Genomic DNA, 16,313 nt, shown 5'->3' with positions numbered 1-16,313 from the left:
AGAAGAGCAAGGGAAAAGCAGCGATGAACGCCCGTAAGGACGCTGAGGCAGCGGAGTTTCCGCGCGCCGTGGCTCGGGCTCGTTACGTTCGCGACACCCCCATGAAGGTGCGTCGCGTCATCGAGCTCATCAAGGGTCGTAACGCCAGCGAGGCCCTGGCCGTGCTCCAGTTCGCGCCCCAGGCCGCCTCTGAGCCGGTCGCGAAGGTGCTCGCCAGCGCCATGGCCAACGCCGAGAACAACCTGTCCCTGGACCCCTCCACCCTCTGGGTGTCGGTGGCCTACGTGGACGAGGGTCCGACCCTCAAGCGTTTCCGCCCGCGTGCCCAGGGCCGCGCGTACCGGATCCGCAAGCGGACGAGCCACATCACCATCGAGGTGGAGTCTCGTCCCAAGAAGACCAGCGTGAAGGGAACGCGGTAGTGGGCCAGAAGATCAACCCGCACGGCTTCCGGCTGGGGATCACCACCGACTGGAAGTCCCGCTGGTACGCAGACAAGCAGTACGCCGAGTACGTGGCGGAGGACGTCAAGATCCGCCGCCTGCTCAGCAAGGGCATGGAGCGTGCCGGCATCTCCAAGGTGGAGATCGAGCGGACCCGTGACCGGGTGCGCGTCGACATCCACACCGCCCGGCCGGGCATCGTCATCGGCCGTCGTGGTGCCGAGGCGGACCGCATCCGCGGTGAGCTGGAGAAGCTCACCAAGAAGCAGGTCCAGCTGAACATCCTCGAGGTCAAGAGCCCCGAGTCGGACGCGCAGCTCGTGGCACAGGGTGTCGCCGAGCAGCTGTCCAACCGCGTCGCCTTCCGGCGCGCGATGCGCAAGGCCATTCAGTCGGCCATGCGTTCGCCGCAGGTCAAGGGCATTCGCGTGCAGTGCGGCGGTCGCCTCGGCGGCGCCGAGATGTCCCGCTCGGAGCACTACCGCGACGGCCGCGTGCCGCTGCACACGCTCCGCGCGAACATCGACTACGGCTTCTTCGAGGCCCGCACCACGTTCGGCCGTATCGGCGTGAAGGTGTGGATCTACAAGGGCGACATCGTCGGTGGCATCTCGGCCAAGCGCGCGCTCGACGCGGCACCGGCTCAGGCCGACCGCGCCCCGCGCCGCGACCGTGGCGAGCGTCCGAACCGGGCCCGTCGCTCCGGTGCCAGCGGCACCACCGCGACGAGCACCGAGGCCGGCCGTGCCGCAGCTGACGCCACGGCGTCGGCCGAGGCCCCGGCTGCTGCAGAGAAGACGGAGAGCTGAGTCATGCTCATCCCTCGTAGGGTCAAGCACCGCAAGCAGCACCACCCCAAGCGGTCGGGCGCTGCCAAGGGCGGCACGAAGGTCACCTTCGGTGAGTTCGGCATCCAGGCTCTGGAGCCGGCGTACGTCACCAACAGGCAGATCGAGTCCGCTCGTATCGCCATCACGCGCCACATCCGTCGTGGCGGCAAGGTCTGGATCAACATCTTCCCGGACCGTCCGCTGACGAAGAAGCCGGCCGAGACCCGCATGGGTTCCGGTAAGGGTTCGCCGGAGTGGTGGGTGGCCAACGTCAAGCCGGGTCGCGTCCTCTTCGAGATGGCGTTCCCGAACGAGCAGGTCGCTCGCGAGGCGCTCCGCCGCGCGATCCACAAGCTCCCGATGAAGTGCCGCATCGTTACGCGTGAGGGTGGTGAGTTCTGATGGCAGCGGGTACCACCGCTTCCGAGCTGCGTGAGCTCACCGAGGAAGAGCTCGTGCTGCGTCTGAAGGAATCGAAGGAAGAGCTCTTCAACCTTCGCTTCCAGATGGCCACGGGCCAGCTCGACAACAACCGGCGTCTGCGCACGGTCCGGCACGACATTGCCCGGATCTACACCGTGATGCGGGAGCGGGAGCTCGGGCTCTCCGTCACGCCGGATTCCACTGGTGAGGGTGCGGCATGACCGAAAGCAACGAAGTTCAGACCGAGAAGCGCAACGACCGCAAGGTCCGTGAGGGCCTCGTCGTGTCCGACAAGATGGACAAGACGATCGTCGTCGCGCTCGAGGACCGCAAGAAGCACCCGCGTTACTCCAAGATCATGCGCTCCACCACCAAGGTGAAGGTGCACGACGAGGAGAACGCGGCGGGCATCGGCGACCGCGTCCTGCTCATGGAGACCCGGCCCCTGTCGGCGACCAAGCGCTGGCGCCTCGTCGAGATCCTCGAAAAGGCCAAGTAAGTCCTTTCTAGACAGACCGAGCCCGTCGGGTCGGAAATCCGGCGGGCCAGGAATGGTCAAGGAGCAGGTAAGTGATTCAGCAGGAGTCGCGACTTCGTGTCGCCGACAACACCGGTGCGAAGGAAATCCTTTGCATCCGTGTTCTCGGTGGTTCGGGTCGCCGCTACGCGGGCATCGGCGACATCATCGTCGCGACCGTCAAGGACGCGATCCCCGGTGCCGGTGTGAAGAAGGGTGACGTCGTCAAGGCTGTCATCGTCCGCACCGTCAAGGAGCGTCGTCGTCCGGATGGCTCGTACATCCGCTTCGACGAGAACGCCGCCGTGCTCATCAAGAACGACAACGAGCCCCGCGGTACCCGCATCTTCGGCCCGGTCGGCCGTGAGCTGCGCGACAAGAAGTTCATGAAGATCATCTCGCTGGCTCCGGAGGTGCTCTGACCATGAAGGTGAAGAAGGGCGACACGGTCGTCGTCATCGCCGGCAAGGACAAGGGCGCCAAGGGCAAGGTCATCCAGGCCTACCCGGAGAACGGCAAGGTCCTGGTCGAGGGCGTCAACCGGATCAAGAAGCACACCAAGATCACGCAGACCCAGCGGGGCGCGCAGTCTGGTGGCATCGTGACCCAGGAAGCCCCGATCAACGTCTCCAACGTGATGGTGGTCGACTCGGACGGCAAGCCGACCCGTGTTGGTTACCGGACGAACGACGAGGGCAAGCGGGTCCGCATTTCCCGTCGTAACGGGAAGGACATCTGATCATGACCACCGCAGAGAAGATCATCCCGCGGCTCAAGACGCGCTACCGCGACGAGGTCAAGGGCGAGCTGCAGAAGCAGTTCTCCTTCGCCAACGTCATGCAGATCCCGGGCGTCGTGAAGGTCGTCGTCAACATGGGTGTCGGCGACGCCGCCCGTGACGGCAAGCTGATCGAGGGTGCCGTCAAGGACCTCTCGATCATCACCGGCCAGCGCCCCGAGGTCCGTCGGGCCCGCAAGTCCATCGCGCAGTTCAAGCTGCGTGAAGGCATGCCGATCGGTGCGCGCGTCACGCTGCGCGGCGACCGCATGTGGGAGTTCCTCGACCGTCTGCTGACGATCGCGCTGCCCCGTATCCGCGACTTCCGCGGCCTCTCGGGCAAGCAGTTCGACGGCAACGGCAACTACACGTTCGGTCTGAACGAGCAGTCGATGTTCCACGAGATCGACCCGGACGCTATCGACCGGCCTCGCGGCATGGACATCACCGTCGTCACCACCGCCACGAACGACGAGGAGGGCCGGGCGCTGCTGAAGCACCTGGGCTTCCCGTTCAAGGAGAACTGACTCGATGGCCAAGAAGGCGTTGATCAACAAGGCCGCGAAGAAGCCGAAGTTCAAGGTCCGGGGTTACACCCGGTGCCAGCGTTGCGGCCGCCCCCACGCGGTGTTCCGCAAGTTCGGCCTCTGCCGGATCTGCCTGCGCGAGATGGCTCACCGCGGTGAGCTGCCTGGCGTCAGCAAGTCCAGCTGGTAATTCCAAGCTTCATTACTTCGCTGTAGGCCCGCACACGACCGTCCAGTCCCTCCCTCCGGGGAGGGCTGGTCTGGACCCTGAGCCGGTGAACCGCAGCGAGAAAGGTTGACCAGGTCACCATGACGATGACCGATCCCATCGCAGACATGCTCACTCGTCTGCGGAACGCGAACTCGGCTTACCACGACAAGGTCGTGATGCCGCACTCCAAGATCAAGGCGAACATCGCCGAGATCCTCAAGCGCGAGGGCTACATCGCCTCGTACCGCGACGAGGACGGCGAGGTGGCCAAGAACTTGGTCGTCGAGCTGAAGTACGGCCCGAACCGTGAGCGCAGCATCGCCGGCCTCCGCCGCGTGTCCAAGCCCGGTCTGCGCGTGTACGCGAAGTCCACTGGCCTGCCCCGAGTTCTCGGTGGCCTCGGCGTGGCGATCATTTCGACCTCTGGCGGTCTCATGACCGACCGTCAGGCCAACAAGGCAGGCGTGGGCGGAGAAGTCCTCGCCTACGTTTGGTAAGGGGGAGTAGACATGTCGCGCATCGGTAAGCAGCCGATCATTGTCCCCTCCGGGGTCGACGTGAACATCGCCGGCCAGGACGTCAGCATCAAGGGCCCCAAGGGTCTCCTGACGCTGACGCTCGCTGAGCCGATCATCGTCGAGAAGGCCGAAGACGGCACTCTCGAGGTGAAGCGCCCGAACGACGAGCGCCGCAACCGCGCGCTCCACGGCCTGTCGCGCACGCTCGTGCACAACATGGTCGTCGGCGTGACCCAGGGCTACGAAAAGAAGATGGAAATCCACGGCGTCGGTTACCGCGTCGCGCTCAAGGGCTCTGAGCTCGAGTTCGCGCTCGGTTACTCCCACCCCGTCAAGGTCGAGGCCCCCGCGGGCATCACCTTCGCGGTGGAGACCCCGACCCGCTTCTCCGTCTCGGGTATCGACAAGCAGCTGGTCGGTGAGGTCGCCGCCAACATCCGCAAGCTGCGCAAGCCCGACCCGTACAAGGGCAAGGGCGTCCGCTACTCGGGCGAGAAGATCCGTCGCAAGGTCGGAAAGACGGGTAAGTGACATGAGCGAGTCGACTGTTACGAAGCGCAAGCCGGTGGGCAAGGACATCTCCACCAGGCGTCGTGTTGCCAAGACCCGTCGCCACTTCCGCCTCCGCAAGAAGGTCAACGGCACCGCCGAGCGTCCGCGCCTGGCCGTGCACCGTTCGTCGAAGCACATCACCGTGCAGATCATCGACGACCTCAAGGGCCACACGATCGCGTCCGCTTCCTCCATGGAGGCCGACGTCCGTTCCCTGGAGGGCGACAAGAAGGCCCGTGCGGCCAAGGTCGGCCAGCTGGCCGCGGCCCGTGCCAAGGACGCCGGCGTCACGGCGGTCGTGTTCGACCGCGGCGGCAACGCGTACCACGGCCGGATCGCTGCTCTGGCGGACGCCGCTCGCGAGGCGGGGCTGGAGTTCTGACAATGATCATCACCGGAATTGAGAGGGACGCCTGATGCCAGGACGTACGCGTCGCGAAGGCGGCGGGGGCGAGCGCGGAGAGCGCCGCGACCGTCGTGACGGCGGCCGCGGCGGCGCGGCCCAGGAGAAGACCCCCCACCTCGAGCGCGTGGTTGCGATCAACCGCGTCTCCAAGGTGGTCAAGGGTGGTCGTCGCTTCAGCTTCACCGCCCTCGTGGTGGTGGGCGACGGCGACGGCATGGTCGGCGTCGGCTACGGCAAGGCCAAGGAAGTTCCCGCGGCCATCGCCAAGGGTGTCGAGGAAGCGAAGAAGAACTTCTTCCGCGTTCCCCGCATCGCCGGCACCATCCCCCACCCGGTTCAGGGTGAGAAGGCCGCTGGTGTGGTCCTGCTGCGTCCGGCCTCGGCCGGTACCGGTGTCATCGCGGGTGGCGCTGTCCGCGCCGTCCTCGAGTGCGCCGGCGTGCACGACGTGCTGTCGAAGTCGCTCGGCTCCGACAACGCGATCAACATCGTGCACGCGACCGTGGCGGCCCTCAAGGGCCTGCAGCGTCCCGAAGAGGTCGCGGCCCGTCGTGGCCTGCCCCTCGAGGACGTCGCCCCCGCCGGCATGATCCGCGCTCGCGCGGGCCAGGGGGTGTGATCATGGCTCAGCTCAAGATCACCCAGGTCCGCAGCACCATCGGTACCAAGCACAACCACCGCGAGTCGATCCGGACCCTCGGGCTCGGCAAGATCCGCAAGTCGGTCGTGCGTGAGGACACCCCCCAGGTCCTCGGCCTGATCAAGGCCGTGCGTCACCTGGTGGTTGTTGAGGAGGTCCAGTCGTGACCATCAAGATTCACGACCTGCGTCCCGCCCCCGGAGCCAAGACCGCCAAGACCCGCGTCGGTCGTGGTGAGGGCTCCAAGGGCAAGACCGCCGGCCGCGGTACGAAGGGCACGGGCGCTCGCAAGAACGTCTCGCCGCGCTTCGAAGGTGGCCAGATGCCGCTGCACATGCGGCTTCCGAAGCTCAAGGGCTTCAAGAACCCGTTCCGCACCGAGTACCAGGTCGTGAACGTCTCCGCCATCGCTGCCTCCTTCCCGGAGGGCGGCACGGTGGACGTTCCCGCGCTGGTGCTGGCAGGCCTGGTCCGCAAGGGCCACCTCGTCAAGGTGCTGGGCGATGGCGACGTCAGCGTCAAGCTGGACGTCACCGCCGACAAGTTCTCCAAGTCCGCTGTGGAGAAGCTGGCCGCTGCTGGTGGTTCGTCCACCGTCGCGTCCTGATGTTCTGATCCCAGAACTCACCGAAGGGCCCCGAGGCGTTCGCCTCGGGGCCCTTCGCGTTGATCGGGTCAGCAGTTGAAGCGGCGCTCGTCCGAGATCGCGTTCTTGGGGCCGGTGCCGTCGTACCACTGGACGAGCGTGCGGTAGCTGTAGTGGCCGGTACCCGTGCAGTTGTACGACGCGACCGCGCTGCCGGGGCCGTTGTAGTGGGCCTCGGCGTAGATCTCCCAGGTCCAGCCGAACCGCTGCACGAAGACGTCGACGCTCTGCTTGCAGTCTCCCCAGCCCTTGCCGTGCACCCAGCCCCCGCCCGAGGTGGGGGCGTCGGCGGTGTGGCAGGCCAGGATCGACGCGGGGATGGAGTCCACCGTCGTGGCGACGGCCGGTGCGCTCAGGGCTGCCATCGCGGCACCCGTTGCCAGGGCGAGGGAAGCGAGACGACGAATCATGGTGATCTCTCCTTTGTTTTTCGGGGTCGCCAAAAGAACGTCGGCGAAGACGGGAATGCGAACGGGCGCGCCGGAACTCGGCTCGTGCGACGCGTTTTCGAGCGCCCACGAGGATTGCCTGCGCTGGTGCGGAAATGTGCGGTGCTAGGCCGGGCGAGTGCTCACGTGAGGGAGCACTGCGGGCGTGCGCACCGGGCTCACCGGCCTAAACGGCGGATTCTCTCGCCGTCGGCCCGCAGCAAGGGCAGCGACGCGAGGATTGTTGCGGCACGTGAAAGCATGATCGAGCCCCCAGCTCTCATGTTTCCCACTTCGGGGAACACTCCGGACATCTCGTGTTCCCCCGGCCGAGAGTAGGGGAGGTGCAAATGCGTCACAACCCGAGTTCGGCTCTCGTGAATCCACCCGGTCGTCGGTGCTGGTCGGAGGGATTTCCGGCTGCGCAACTGGGCCGTTCGGAGGAGTGAGCGAGGCGGCGTTCGCTCTCGGCGTATCGCTGCCGTAGCACGGAATCCCGCAGGTCGCTCGGCCGTATGGCGTACCGGGCACGTGAATGATCAACCGTCAGGAACCTGTGATTGGCCACTGGGTACGGCCAGGTCGTGAGGCCCTGTTAGTGTTGCGGGCTGAACCCGGATGTCCTCCGGGTTGCTTGGTCGTGGCTACCTACCTCGGCCTGCCAACTACCGCATGTGCCGGTCCCTGGGGGTCGGCAACGCTCAGGAGGTTCGCGTGCTCGGCGCATTCCGCTCGGCTCTCGCGACGCCGGATCTACGCAAGAAGATCCTCTTCACGCTCGGGATCATCATTGTGTACCGGCTTGGAGCGACCATGCCCGCGCCGGGCGTGTCCTTCAAGAACGTGCGGGCGTGTGCAGAAGCGCTCGAGGGCCAGAACATCTACTCGCTGATCAACCTGTTCAGCGGTGGTGCACTGCTCAACCTGTCCGTGTTCGCGCTGGGCATCATGCCCTACATCACCGCGAGCATCATCATTCAGCTCCTCACCGTGGTCATCCCGCGGTTCGAGCAGCTGAAGAAGGAAGGACAGGCCGGTCAGGGCAAGCTGACGCAGTACACGCGCTACCTGACGATCGGTCTCGCGATCCTGCAGTCGACCGGTCTCGTGGCGCTGGCGGTCCGCGGCCAGCTGTTCGGTGAGTGCGACCAGGACGTCATTCCCAACAAGGACAGCATCTTCACCCTCATCGTGCTGGTCATCACCATGACCGCCGGTACCTCGGTCATCATGTGGCTGGGCGAGCTGATCACGGAGAAGGGCATCGGCAACGGCATGTCGTTGCTGATCTTCACCGGCATCGCGGCCCGCATCCCGGCCGAGGGCAAGAACATCTGGGACAAGGACGAGAGCCGGGTCACCTTCTTCCTGGTCCTCGCCGCCGCCCTCGTCATCATCGCGAGCGTCATCTACGTCGAGCAGGCCCAGCGCCGCATCCCGGTGCAGTACGCCAAGCGCATGATCGGCCGCCGCATGTACGGCGGTACGTCGACGTACCTCCCCCTCAAGGTGAACCAGGCCGGCGTCATCCCGGTCATCTTCGCCTCTTCGCTGCTGTACCTGCCGGACCTGATCGTGCGCCTGACCCAGGGCAACTCGACCGAGACGAACTGGTTCTCCACCTTCGTCCAGACCTACCTGGTCAAGCAGTCGAGTTGGGTGCACATCCTCTCGTACTTCATGCTCATCGTCTTCTTCACGTACTTCTACGTCGGCATCACGTTCAACCCGGACGAGCGCGCTGACGAGATGAAGAAGTTCGGTGGCTTCATCCCCGGCATCCGCCCCGGTCGCCCCACCGCCGAGTACCTCAAGTTCGTCCTGGGTCGCATCACGCTCCCCGGTTCGCTCTACCTCGGCATCGTGGCGATCCTGCCGAACCTGTTCCTGGACCTGACCGGCGACGGCCAGAACCAGAACTTCCCGTTCGGCGGCACCGCGGTTCTGATCATGGTCGGTGTCGGTCTCGACACCGTGAAGCAGATCGAGAGCCAGCTCATGCAGCGCAATTACGAAGGGTTCCTCCGCTAGATGCGACTCGTTCTCGTTGGCCCGCCCGGTGCGGGCAAGGGCACCCAGGCCGAAGTTCTGAGCCGCAAGCTCGGCGTGCCGCACATCTCGACGGGCGACCTCTTCCGGTCACACATCAGCAACCAGACCGAGCTCGGGCTGGAGGTGCAGAGCATCCTCGACGAGGGCGCTCTCGTGCCGGACTCCATCACGAACGAGATGGTGCGCAAGCGCTTGGCCGAGTCCGACGCGGCGGACGGGTTCCTGCTCGACGGGTTCCCCCGCAACGTCGCGCAGGCCGACAAGCTGGGCGAGTTCCTGGCCGTCGGCGGCCACTCGCTCGACGCGGTGCTGGAGTTCCGGGTCGACGAGGACGTCGTGGTGGAGCGGCTGCTCGCACGCGGACGCACGGACGACAAGGAAGACGTCATCCGGCACCGCCAGCAGGTGTACCGCAACGAGACCGCGCCGCTGCTGAGCTACTACGCGGAGAAGGTCATCTCCATCGACGCGGTGGGCGAGATCGACGAGATCAGCGAGCGGGCACTGGCCGCGCTGAACTCCCTGCGCGACGAGAAGTAGTTGAACTAGGCGGGCTTCGGTGCTCGTCGGCCCTCGGCCGACCGCGCCGGAGCCCGCATTGTTTGCCGGGGGACGACCCCGCCCGATCAAGTCATTCGGTGAAGGCATGAGCAAGATCGAGATCAAGACGCCCGGCCAGCTCGAGGCGATGCGCGCCGCCGGTCTGGTGGTGGCGAGGGCGTTGAAGAACGTCGTCGCGGCGGTGAAGCCCGGTGTGTCCACCTGGGAGCTCGACGAGATCGCCGAGCAGACCATCCGCGACGCCGGCGCCATCCCGTCGTTCAAGGGCTACCACGGCTTCCCGGCGAGCATCTGCGCGTCGGTGAACGACCAGATCGTCCACGGCATCCCCACCAAGCAGCAGGTGCTGGCCGAGGGCGACCTGATCTCCATCGACTGCGGCGCGATCCTCGACGACTGGCACGGCGACTCGGCCGTCACGGTCGGCGTCGGCGAGCTCTCGCCCGCGGACCACAGGCTCTCCGAGGCGACCAGGCTGTCGATGCTCGCGGGCATCGCGGCCGCGGTGCCCGGCGGCAGGCTGACGGACATCTCGTTCGCCATCGAGTCCTCGGCGATCGAGTCGGGGGAGCGCGACGGCATCGAGTACGGCATCGTCGCGGACTACGGCGGCCACGGCATCGGCACGAAGATGCACATGGACCCGTTCCTGCCGAACTACGGCAAGCCCGGCAAGGGGCCGAAGCTCAAGGTCGGCATGGCCATCGCGATCGAGCCGATGCTGACCCTCGGCACCGACGACTCCCAGGAGCTGGAGGACGGCTGGACCGTCACCACGCTCGACGGCACGCGTGCCGCGCACTGGGAGCACAGCGTCGCGATCACGGAGAACGGTCCCTGGGTGCTCACGGCGCCCGAGGAGGACTGAGCATCCCGAGCACGGTTTTGGACGTAGCCCCGTTCGCCCTCCGGCGAGCGGGGCTATTTCGTTTGCGCCCACCGCTACGGTCGAGGTGACGAGCGAGTCCAATGCTTGGGGGCATTGTGGGGGTAACCCGTTTCGTCCTGTCCGCCCTTCTGATTCCACTAGCAGGCTGTGCTGCCACGAAGCCGGCCACCGATCTCACCTACCAGGACGTGCCGGCGGAGCGGATCGCCGACCGGCTCTTCCTCGCGGACACGATCGCGGCGGTCGAGCACTGCTCACCGCCGTTCAGCGACGTGATCGTGCGGCGTCCGAACTTCATCAGCCCGCCCACGCCCGTCGACGGCGGGTGCGGGGGCGCGATCCGGGCCGAGGCGCCGTGGGAGTACGGCGATGCCGTGAGTCGCATCACGGCGCTGCACGACGTCGTCGTCCGCGAGTGGCAGGTCCTGCTCCAGTCGGGTCCGGAGGCCGCCGAGACACGGGCGACCTCCGCCACGCTGCTGCACTGCCTCGACCGGGCGGGGTTCTCCCAGCGGGGTCCCGGCGACCCGAGCCTGGAGAGCTACGGCGTCGGATCCGGTGATCCGGCGCTCAACAACGCAGCTCAGAGGTGTTCCGACGACACCGCGTACGGCAGCAGGATCGCGGCTCAACGCCTGCGGACGTTGAAGTCGGTGCTCGGCAGGCACGAGTCCGAGCTCAACGACATCGCACGCCTGCGGCCGGTGCTCGAGCGGGGCGCGCTGCCCGACGAGGGCGTCGACCGGACCCGATTTGGGTTGCCGCAGTGAACTGCGTACACTGGTCAGGTGGCGCATCTGTCGCGCCGGTTCTGTCATGCCCTCGCAGGTGAGATCGAGCCGAGCTGGGACGCGCCCAAACGTATTTATCACCGTCACGAAACGCGGAGGACATGGGCAAGAAGGACGGGGCCATTGAGGTCGAGGGCCGCGTAGTCGAGCCGCTCCCCAACGCGATGTTCAGGGTCGAGTTGGAGAACGGTCACAAGGTACTCGCGCACATCAGCGGCAAGATGCGACAGCACTACATCCGCATCCTCCCTGAGGACCGGGTTGTCGTGGAGCTCTCGCCCTACGACCTGTCCCGCGGGCGCATCGTCTACCGCTACAAGTGACCTCCAGTAGCAGGAGATCTCAGGCGTGAAGGTTCAGCCGAGCGTCAAGAAGATCTGCGACAAGTGCAAGGTGATCCGCCGTCACGGCCGGGTCATGGTGATCTGCGAGAACCTGCGCCACAAGCAGCGCCAGGGCTGAGCAGTTCCACTCGCGCTCGTCGGGCTCTTCGATGACGCAGTAACGAGAAGCCTCCTCGTACCTACCGCACGCGGCTTCATCAGCGTGCGGACACCCCCGGATTCCAGGCCGGGGCCGGGACACCGGCTGTGAGAGCAGCCGGAACGACACACAGCGAGTCAGTCACCGGAACTGGACGAGGAGCAGACCTGGAAGTAATCGACAGGAGTTAACCGCCACATGGCACGACTCGCTGGCGTCGACCTCCCCCGCGAAAAGCGGATGGAGATCGCGCTCACCTACATCTTCGGCATCGGTCGTACGCGCTCCAAGGAGCTGCTCGCCGCCACGGAGATCTCCCCGGACCTCCGGGTGAAGGATCTGACGGACGACGACCTCGCCAAGCTGCGGGACCACATCGAGACGAACTACAAGGTCGAGGGTGACCTCCGCCGTGAGGTTCAGGCCGACATCCGTCGCAAGATGGAGATCGGCTGCTACGAGGGTCTTCGGCACCGTCGCGGCCTGCCCGTTCGCGGTCAGCGCACCAAGACGAACGCCCGTACCCGCAAGGGTCCGAAGAAGACCGTCGCCGGCAAGAAGAAGGCCGGCAAGAAGTAAGACCTCGCGTCTACTGCCCTCAACTTAGGAGTTCGTTTTGCCACCCAAGTCCCGCACGGGCGCCGGGGTCAAGAAGGTCCGGCGCAAGGAAAAGAAGAACGTCTCGCACGGCCAGGCGCACATCAAGAGCACGTTCAACAACACCATCGTGTCCATCACGGACCCGCTGGGCAACGTGATCAGCTGGGCGTCCGCCGGCCACGTGGGCTTCAAGGGCTCGCGCAAGTCCACGCCGTTCGCGGCGCAGATGGCTGCCGAGAACGCCGCCCGCAAGGCCGCCGAGCACGGCATGCGCAAGGTGGACGTGTTCGTGAAGGGTCCCGGCTCCGGCCGTGAGACCGCGATCCGTTCGCTGCAGGCCGCCGGTCTCGAGGTCGGCACCATTCAGGACGTGACCCCGCAGCCCCACAACGGCTGCCGCCCGCCCAAGCGGCGCCGGGTCTGAGGAACGGGGAGGAGTAAGAACTCATGGCTCGTTATACGGGACCCGCGACGCGCATCTCGCGTCGCCTCAAGGTCGACCTCGTTGGTGGGGACCAGGCGTTCGAGCGCCGTCCGTACCCGCCCGGCCAGCACGGTCGTGGCCGGGTCAAGGAGTCCGAGTACCTGCTGCAGCTCCAGGAGAAGCAGAAGGCTCGTTACACCTACGGCGTCCTTGAGCGTCAGTTCGTCCGCTACTACAAGGAAGCGGTTCGCCGTCCGGGCAAGACCGGCGAGAACCTGCTCCAGATCCTCGAGGCCCGCCTCGACAACGTGGTGTACCGCGCGGGCCTCGCCCGCACGCGTCGCCAGGCTCGCCAGCTGGTTGCCCACGGCCACTTCATCGTCAACGGCCACAAGGTGAACATCCCGAGCTACCAGGTGTCGAAGTTCGACATCATCGATGTGAAGCCGAAGTCCATGCCGACGCTGCCCTTCGAGGCTGCCCGCGCGTCCTTCGGTGACCGCCCGATTCCCGCTTGGCTGCAGGTCGTTCCCTCGAACCTGCGCATCCTCGTGCACCAGTTGCCCGAGCGCGCGCAGATCGACACGCCTGTCACCGAGCAGCTCATCGTCGAGCTCTACTCGAAGTGATCCTCTCCGAGCCACTGTCCTCTTCGGACAGTGGCTCGGGTCGGGTCCCGCATCGGCGCGAAGGGTGTGCCGAGTGCGTTCGCCGGTCCTCGCGGCTGGCTGTTGTTGACGGCGTCAAATAGCGGGCGTCGTTGTCGAAAGGTTGAACCCAGTGCTGATTTCCCAGCGCCCCTCGCTCGGCGAGGAAGCGGTCTCCGAGACCCGTTCCCGGTTCGTCATCGAACCGCTGGAGCCGGGCTTCGGTTACACGCTCGGCAACTCGATCCGCCGCACGCTGCTCTCGTCGATCCCCGGTGCTGCTGTCACGAGCATCCGCATCGACGGCGTGCTGCACGAGTTCACCACGGTTCCCGGGGTGAAGGAGGACGTCACCGACGTCATCCTGAACCTCAAGGAGCTCGTCGTCTCGTCCGAGGAGGACGAGCCGGTGACCATGTACCTGCGCAAGCAGGGCCCCGGTGTGGTGACCGCGGGCGACATCGTGCCTCCGGCCGGTGTCACCGTGCACAACCCCGACCTGCACATCGCGACCCTGAACGGCAAGGGGAAGCTGGAGATCGAGCTCGTCGTCGAGCGCGGTCGCGGCTACGTCCCGGCTGTCCAGAACAAGCAGGCGGGCGCCGAGATCGGCCGCATCCCCGTCGACTCGATCTACTCGCCGGTTCTCAAGGTGACGTACAAGGTCGAGGCCACTCGTGTCGAGCAGCGCACGGACTTCGACAAGCTGATCCTCGACGTGGAGACCAAGCCCTCGATCACCCCGAGGGACGCGGTTGCCTCCGCGGGTAAGACCCTGGTTGAGCTGTTCGGCCTCGCTCGCGAGCTGAACATCGACGCCGAGGGCATCGAGATCGGCCCGTCGCCGGCCGAGGCTGACACCATCGCCGCGTTCGCGATGCCGATTGAGGACCTGGACCTCACCGTCCGGTCCTACAACTGCCTCAAGCGGGAAGGCATCCACACCGTCGGCGAGCTCGTGTCGCGCAGCGAGGCGGACCTGCTGGACATCCGCAACTTCGGTGCGAAGTCGATCGACGAGGTCAAGATGAAGCTCGTCGGCCTCGGCCTCGCCCTGAAGGACTCGCCTCCTGGGTTCGACCCGTCCGCGGCTGCTGCCGACTACCACCCCGGTGACACGGGCTGGGGCGCCGGTGCCGGCCTGGACCCGCACGACGACGGTCAGGACTACGCGGAGACCGAGCAGCTCTGACGCTCTGATTCAGAGCTAGAGGATCTCTTTCAGTTACAGGAGTAAGCGATGCCCACCCCTACCAAGGGCCCACGGCTCGGTGGGTCTCCGGCGCACGAGCGGCTGCTGCTCGCCAACCTGGCGACGGCGCTGTTCCAGCACGGCCGGATCAAGACCACTGAGGCCAAGGCGAAGCGGCTGCGTCCGTACGCCGAGAAGATCATCTCGAAGGCCAAGGCCGGCGACCTGCACAACCGTCGCGAGATCATGAAGGTGATCCGCGACAAGGACGTCGTGCACAAGCTGATCGCCGAGATCGGTCCGTTCTTCAGCGACCGTTCCGGTGGCTACACCCGCATCACCAAGACGCTGGCGCGCAAGGGCGACAACGCCCCCATGGCCATCATCGAGCTGGTGCAGCAGAAGCTCGTCTCCACCGAGGCCGAGGCTGCGCGCAAGACCAAGTTCGCCAAGGACGAGAAGCCGGCCGAGACCGCGGCTGTCGTCGAGGCTGACGAGACCAAGGCCGAGGACGCTGTCGAGGTTGACGGCGAGCCGACCGCTGAGGCCGTTGAGGCCGAGGAGTCTGCCGAGGCCAAGGACGAGTCCGCCAAGGACAAGTCCTGAGTCTGAACGCTGACGAGCCCGCCGTTCCCGCTTCCGGGGGCGGCGGGCTCGTTCGTGTGCGCCTTGATCTGGGTTACGACGGCACGGAGTTCTCCGGCTGGGCACGGCAGCCTTCGCGGCGCACCGTGTGCGGCGTCCTGGAGGACACCATGTCGATGGTGCTGCGCGAGGACGTCTCGCTGACCGTCGCAGGCCGCACCGACGCCGGTGTGCACGCCTCCGGTCAGGTCGCGCACGTTGATCTGCCTGACTCCGTGGATGTCGCCGGGTTGGCCAAGCGCTTGGCCCGTGCGTTGCCCACGGACGTGCGTGTGTTCTCCGCACGTGTTGTGCCGGCTGCCTTTGACGCTCGGTTTTCGGCGTTGCGGCGGCATTACGAGTACCGGGTTTCGGATGCCGTGTTTGGAGCGCATCCGTTGCGGCGGTTGGACACCCTTGCCTGGCCTCGGCCGCTGGATGTTGGCGCTATGAACGTCGCGGCTGGGTTGTTGTTGGGGGAGCACGACTTTTGTGCGTTCTGCAAGCGGCGTGAGGGTGCTACGACCATTCGCGAGTTGCAGCGGCTTGAGCTGGTGCGGGCTGCTGATGATGTTGTCACTGCTTTTGTGTCCGCTGATGCGTTCTGCCACTCGATGGTTCGGTCGTTGATCGGGGCGTTGCTCGCTGTGGGGGAGGGGCGGAAGGCCGTTGAGTGGCCTGCGTCCCTGTTGTCGTTGCAGGGGCGGGCTTCTGGGGTTGCTGTGGCTCCTGCTCATGGGTTGAGCTTGGTTCGGGTGGATTTTCCTGGGGATTCGGAGTTGGCGGCTCGGGCTGAGGCGACTCGGCGGGTTCGCACTCTGTCCTGAGGATTTTGCGGGCTGGTCGCGTTGAGTCCTTTAGCGGCGGCTGCTTCCTGGGGCTCCGCCCCAGACCCCGCCAATCTGATCAAAAACCGGGCCGGCGCCGTTCGCGGGTTGATGGCACGCCTGTTGCTTTTGGCGGCTGCGCGTTGCTTTGTTGGTTGCGTTCCGTGGGGTGGTTTCGTCACGAGTCGAGCCAAGAGCGGGCCACATGCAAGGAGGGGTGGGGTGAGGTCGCAAGAAACGTATACATCTTAAAAAGACACAAAAAAAACAAAAAAAAAAAACAAAAAAAAAAAAAAAAAAACAA

28 protein-coding genes are annotated in these 16,313 nt (G+C 65.8%); 27 read left to right on the top strand and 1 reads right to left on the bottom strand.

The features are described from left to right. Positions 1-23: 23 nt before the first annotated feature. The 15 genes from rplV to rplO all read left to right on the top strand — a co-directional run bounded on the left by rplV (position 24) and on the right by rplO (position 6,452). Positions 24-422 carry a 50S ribosomal protein L22 gene (gene rplV, locus ACFWN2_RS35985; RefSeq protein WP_360049052.1) on the top strand — a complete coding sequence of 133 codons (399 nt, stop codon included), beginning with the start codon at positions 24-26 and terminating at the stop codon, positions 420-422. Continuing rightward, on the top strand, positions 422-1,252 hold the full coding sequence (gene rpsC / locus ACFWN2_RS35980) for a 30S ribosomal protein S3 (RefSeq protein ID WP_090046576.1): 831 nt from the start codon (positions 422-424) through the stop codon (positions 1,250-1,252). Before rplV ends, rpsC begins: the two co-directional genes overlap by 1 nt. A 3-nt stretch (positions 1,253-1,255) precedes the next feature. After that, the gene (rplP, locus tag ACFWN2_RS35975; RefSeq protein ID WP_089915289.1) at positions 1,256-1,675 is read left to right on the top strand and encodes a 50S ribosomal protein L16; all 420 of its coding nucleotides are present in this window, start codon (positions 1,256-1,258) and stop codon (positions 1,673-1,675) included. Next, a complete protein-coding gene (gene rpmC / locus ACFWN2_RS35970) occupies positions 1,675-1,917 on the top strand; it encodes a 50S ribosomal protein L29 (protein WP_030478304.1) in 243 nt (80 codons plus the stop codon). Before rplP ends, rpmC begins: the two co-directional genes overlap by 1 nt. Then, positions 1,914-2,195 (top strand): 30S ribosomal protein S17, encoded by a 282-nt coding sequence (gene rpsQ / locus ACFWN2_RS35965; protein WP_065915974.1) that lies wholly within the window; start codon positions 1,914-1,916, stop codon positions 2,193-2,195. Before rpmC ends, rpsQ begins: the two co-directional genes overlap by 4 nt. Positions 2,196-2,266: 71 nt before the next feature. Next, positions 2,267-2,635: a 50S ribosomal protein L14 gene (gene rplN, locus ACFWN2_RS35960; RefSeq protein ID WP_030478306.1), complete on the top strand. Its 369-nt coding sequence runs from the start codon at positions 2,267-2,269 to the stop codon at positions 2,633-2,635. A 2-nt stretch (positions 2,636-2,637) separates the two neighbouring features. Beyond that, complete coding sequence (gene rplX / locus ACFWN2_RS35955; RefSeq protein WP_090065866.1) at positions 2,638-2,952, top strand: 50S ribosomal protein L24; 315 nt, start codon at positions 2,638-2,640, stop codon at positions 2,950-2,952. 2 nt (positions 2,953-2,954) lie between these two features. Then, entirely contained in the window at positions 2,955-3,518 is a 564-nt protein-coding gene (gene rplE / locus ACFWN2_RS35950) for a 50S ribosomal protein L5 (RefSeq protein WP_330854395.1), read from the top strand. A gap of 4 nt (positions 3,519-3,522) precedes the next feature. After that, entirely contained in the window at positions 3,523-3,708 is a 186-nt protein-coding gene (locus ACFWN2_RS35945) for a type Z 30S ribosomal protein S14 (RefSeq protein ID WP_030473455.1), read from the top strand. A 119-nt stretch (positions 3,709-3,827) separates the two neighbouring features. Further along, a complete protein-coding gene (gene rpsH / locus ACFWN2_RS35940; protein ID WP_030478309.1) occupies positions 3,828-4,226 on the top strand; it encodes a 30S ribosomal protein S8 in 399 nt (132 codons plus the stop codon). A 12-nt stretch (positions 4,227-4,238) separates the two neighbouring features. Beyond that, entirely contained in the window at positions 4,239-4,778 is a 540-nt protein-coding gene (gene rplF, locus ACFWN2_RS35935) for a 50S ribosomal protein L6 (protein WP_045309814.1), read from the top strand. A gap of 1 nt (position 4,779) precedes the next feature. Continuing rightward, positions 4,780-5,181 (top strand): 50S ribosomal protein L18, encoded by a 402-nt coding sequence (rplR, locus tag ACFWN2_RS35930; protein ID WP_382435042.1) that lies wholly within the window; start codon positions 4,780-4,782, stop codon positions 5,179-5,181. Between the two features lie 34 nt (positions 5,182-5,215). Beyond that, positions 5,216-5,824 carry a 30S ribosomal protein S5 gene (gene rpsE, locus ACFWN2_RS35925; RefSeq protein WP_030473451.1) on the top strand — a complete coding sequence of 203 codons (609 nt, stop codon included), beginning with the start codon at positions 5,216-5,218 and terminating at the stop codon, positions 5,822-5,824. Positions 5,825-5,826: 2 nt separating this feature from the next. After that, positions 5,827-6,012: a 50S ribosomal protein L30 gene (gene rpmD, locus ACFWN2_RS35920; protein WP_089915761.1), complete on the top strand. Its 186-nt coding sequence runs from the start codon at positions 5,827-5,829 to the stop codon at positions 6,010-6,012. After that, complete coding sequence (gene rplO, locus ACFWN2_RS35915; RefSeq protein ID WP_382435041.1) at positions 6,009-6,452, top strand: 50S ribosomal protein L15; 444 nt, start codon at positions 6,009-6,011, stop codon at positions 6,450-6,452. The genes rpmD and rplO overlap by 4 nt, the downstream gene beginning before the upstream one ends. Before the next feature lie 68 nt (positions 6,453-6,520). On the opposite strand, the gene ACFWN2_RS35910 is transcribed toward rplO, so the two are convergent. Then, a complete protein-coding gene (locus tag ACFWN2_RS35910; RefSeq protein ID WP_382435040.1) occupies positions 6,521-6,901 on the bottom strand; it encodes a hypothetical protein in 381 nt (126 codons plus the stop codon). A 732-nt stretch (positions 6,902-7,633) separates the two neighbouring features. On the opposite strand from ACFWN2_RS35910, the gene secY reads away from it, so the two are divergent. The 12 genes from secY to truA all read left to right on the top strand — a co-directional run bounded on the left by secY (position 7,634) and on the right by truA (position 16,009). Next, on the top strand, positions 7,634-8,950 hold the full coding sequence (gene secY / locus ACFWN2_RS35905; RefSeq protein ID WP_382435039.1) for a preprotein translocase subunit SecY: 1,317 nt from the start codon (positions 7,634-7,636) through the stop codon (positions 8,948-8,950). Beyond that, complete coding sequence (locus tag ACFWN2_RS35900) at positions 8,951-9,511, top strand: adenylate kinase (RefSeq protein ID WP_382435038.1); 561 nt, start codon at positions 8,951-8,953, stop codon at positions 9,509-9,511. Between the two features lie 106 nt (positions 9,512-9,617). Continuing rightward, on the top strand, positions 9,618-10,400 hold the full coding sequence (map, locus tag ACFWN2_RS35895; RefSeq protein ID WP_382435037.1) for a type I methionyl aminopeptidase: 783 nt from the start codon (positions 9,618-9,620) through the stop codon (positions 10,398-10,400). 209 nt (positions 10,401-10,609) lie between these two features. Beyond that, the gene (locus ACFWN2_RS35890) at positions 10,610-11,191 is read left to right on the top strand and encodes a hypothetical protein (RefSeq protein WP_382435036.1); all 582 of its coding nucleotides are present in this window, start codon (positions 10,610-10,612) and stop codon (positions 11,189-11,191) included. Positions 11,192-11,313: 122 nt separating this feature from the next. After that, positions 11,314-11,535, top strand: a complete 222-nt coding sequence (infA, locus tag ACFWN2_RS35885; protein WP_005166804.1) for a translation initiation factor IF-1 — start codon at positions 11,314-11,316, stop codon at positions 11,533-11,535. Positions 11,536-11,560: 25 nt separating this feature from the next. Next, positions 11,561-11,674, top strand: coding sequence for a 50S ribosomal protein L36 (gene rpmJ, locus ACFWN2_RS35880; protein WP_010148647.1), 114 nt, complete (start codon positions 11,561-11,563; stop codon positions 11,672-11,674). A gap of 219 nt (positions 11,675-11,893) precedes the next feature. Next, positions 11,894-12,274 carry a 30S ribosomal protein S13 gene (gene rpsM / locus ACFWN2_RS35875; protein WP_089915254.1) on the top strand — a complete coding sequence of 127 codons (381 nt, stop codon included), beginning with the start codon at positions 11,894-11,896 and terminating at the stop codon, positions 12,272-12,274. Between the two features lie 37 nt (positions 12,275-12,311). Then, positions 12,312-12,719 carry a 30S ribosomal protein S11 gene (gene rpsK / locus ACFWN2_RS35870; RefSeq protein ID WP_015105236.1) on the top strand — a complete coding sequence of 136 codons (408 nt, stop codon included), beginning with the start codon at positions 12,312-12,314 and terminating at the stop codon, positions 12,717-12,719. A gap of 23 nt (positions 12,720-12,742) precedes the next feature. Further along, positions 12,743-13,348: a 30S ribosomal protein S4 gene (gene rpsD, locus ACFWN2_RS35865; RefSeq protein WP_191298196.1), complete on the top strand. Its 606-nt coding sequence runs from the start codon at positions 12,743-12,745 to the stop codon at positions 13,346-13,348. A gap of 151 nt (positions 13,349-13,499) precedes the next feature. After that, positions 13,500-14,558, top strand: coding sequence for a DNA-directed RNA polymerase subunit alpha (locus ACFWN2_RS35860; protein WP_089915248.1), 1,059 nt, complete (start codon positions 13,500-13,502; stop codon positions 14,556-14,558). Between the two features lie 48 nt (positions 14,559-14,606). Next, positions 14,607-15,164 carry a 50S ribosomal protein L17 gene (rplQ, locus tag ACFWN2_RS35855; protein WP_382435035.1) on the top strand — a complete coding sequence of 186 codons (558 nt, stop codon included), beginning with the start codon at positions 14,607-14,609 and terminating at the stop codon, positions 15,162-15,164. 56 nt (positions 15,165-15,220) lie between these two features. After that, on the top strand, positions 15,221-16,009 hold the full coding sequence (gene truA, locus ACFWN2_RS35850; RefSeq protein WP_382435034.1) for a tRNA pseudouridine(38-40) synthase TruA: 789 nt from the start codon (positions 15,221-15,223) through the stop codon (positions 16,007-16,009). Positions 16,010-16,313 lie beyond the last annotated feature (304 nt).

The sequence above is a fragment of the Lentzea sp. NPDC058436 genome, assembly GCF_042721515.1.
GTDB lineage: Bacteria > Actinomycetota > Actinomycetes > Mycobacteriales > Pseudonocardiaceae > Lentzea.
This window is presented reverse-complemented; position numbering and strand designations above follow the sequence as displayed.

What these genes read in the sequence shown, in the direction of transcription:
- rplV (WP_360049052.1), top strand. Translation starts at nt 24, where the DNA reads ATGAACGCCCGTAAGGACGCTGAGGCAGCGGAGTTTCCGCGCGCCGTG.
- rplP (WP_089915289.1), top strand. Translation starts at nt 1,256, where the DNA reads ATGCTCATCCCTCGTAGGGTCAAGCACCGCAAGCAGCACCACCCCAAG.
- rpmC (WP_030478304.1), top strand. Translation starts at nt 1,675, where the DNA reads ATGGCAGCGGGTACCACCGCTTCCGAGCTGCGTGAGCTCACCGAGGAA.
- rpsQ (WP_065915974.1), top strand. Translation starts at nt 1,914, where the DNA reads ATGACCGAAAGCAACGAAGTTCAGACCGAGAAGCGCAACGACCGCAAG.
- rplX (WP_090065866.1), top strand. Translation starts at nt 2,638, where the DNA reads ATGAAGGTGAAGAAGGGCGACACGGTCGTCGTCATCGCCGGCAAGGAC.
- rplE (WP_330854395.1), top strand. Translation starts at nt 2,955, where the DNA reads ATGACCACCGCAGAGAAGATCATCCCGCGGCTCAAGACGCGCTACCGC.
- ACFWN2_RS35945 (WP_030473455.1), top strand. Translation starts at nt 3,523, where the DNA reads ATGGCCAAGAAGGCGTTGATCAACAAGGCCGCGAAGAAGCCGAAGTTC.
- rpsH (WP_030478309.1), top strand. Translation starts at nt 3,828, where the DNA reads ATGACGATGACCGATCCCATCGCAGACATGCTCACTCGTCTGCGGAAC.
- rplF (WP_045309814.1), top strand. Translation starts at nt 4,239, where the DNA reads ATGTCGCGCATCGGTAAGCAGCCGATCATTGTCCCCTCCGGGGTCGAC.
- rplR (WP_382435042.1), top strand. Translation starts at nt 4,780, where the DNA reads ATGAGCGAGTCGACTGTTACGAAGCGCAAGCCGGTGGGCAAGGACATC.
- rpsE (WP_030473451.1), top strand. Translation starts at nt 5,216, where the DNA reads ATGCCAGGACGTACGCGTCGCGAAGGCGGCGGGGGCGAGCGCGGAGAG.
- rpmD (WP_089915761.1), top strand. Translation starts at nt 5,827, where the DNA reads ATGGCTCAGCTCAAGATCACCCAGGTCCGCAGCACCATCGGTACCAAG.
- ACFWN2_RS35910 (WP_382435040.1), bottom strand. Translation starts at nt 6,901, where the DNA reads ATGATTCGTCGTCTCGCTTCCCTCGCCCTGGCAACGGGTGCCGCGATG.
- ACFWN2_RS35900 (WP_382435038.1), top strand. Translation starts at nt 8,951, where the DNA reads ATGCGACTCGTTCTCGTTGGCCCGCCCGGTGCGGGCAAGGGCACCCAG.
- map (WP_382435037.1), top strand. Translation starts at nt 9,618, where the DNA reads ATGAGCAAGATCGAGATCAAGACGCCCGGCCAGCTCGAGGCGATGCGC.
- infA (WP_005166804.1), top strand. Translation starts at nt 11,314, where the DNA reads ATGGGCAAGAAGGACGGGGCCATTGAGGTCGAGGGCCGCGTAGTCGAG.
- rpsM (WP_089915254.1), top strand. Translation starts at nt 11,894, where the DNA reads ATGGCACGACTCGCTGGCGTCGACCTCCCCCGCGAAAAGCGGATGGAG.
- rpsD (WP_191298196.1), top strand. Translation starts at nt 12,743, where the DNA reads ATGGCTCGTTATACGGGACCCGCGACGCGCATCTCGCGTCGCCTCAAG.
- rplQ (WP_382435035.1), top strand. Translation starts at nt 14,607, where the DNA reads ATGCCCACCCCTACCAAGGGCCCACGGCTCGGTGGGTCTCCGGCGCAC.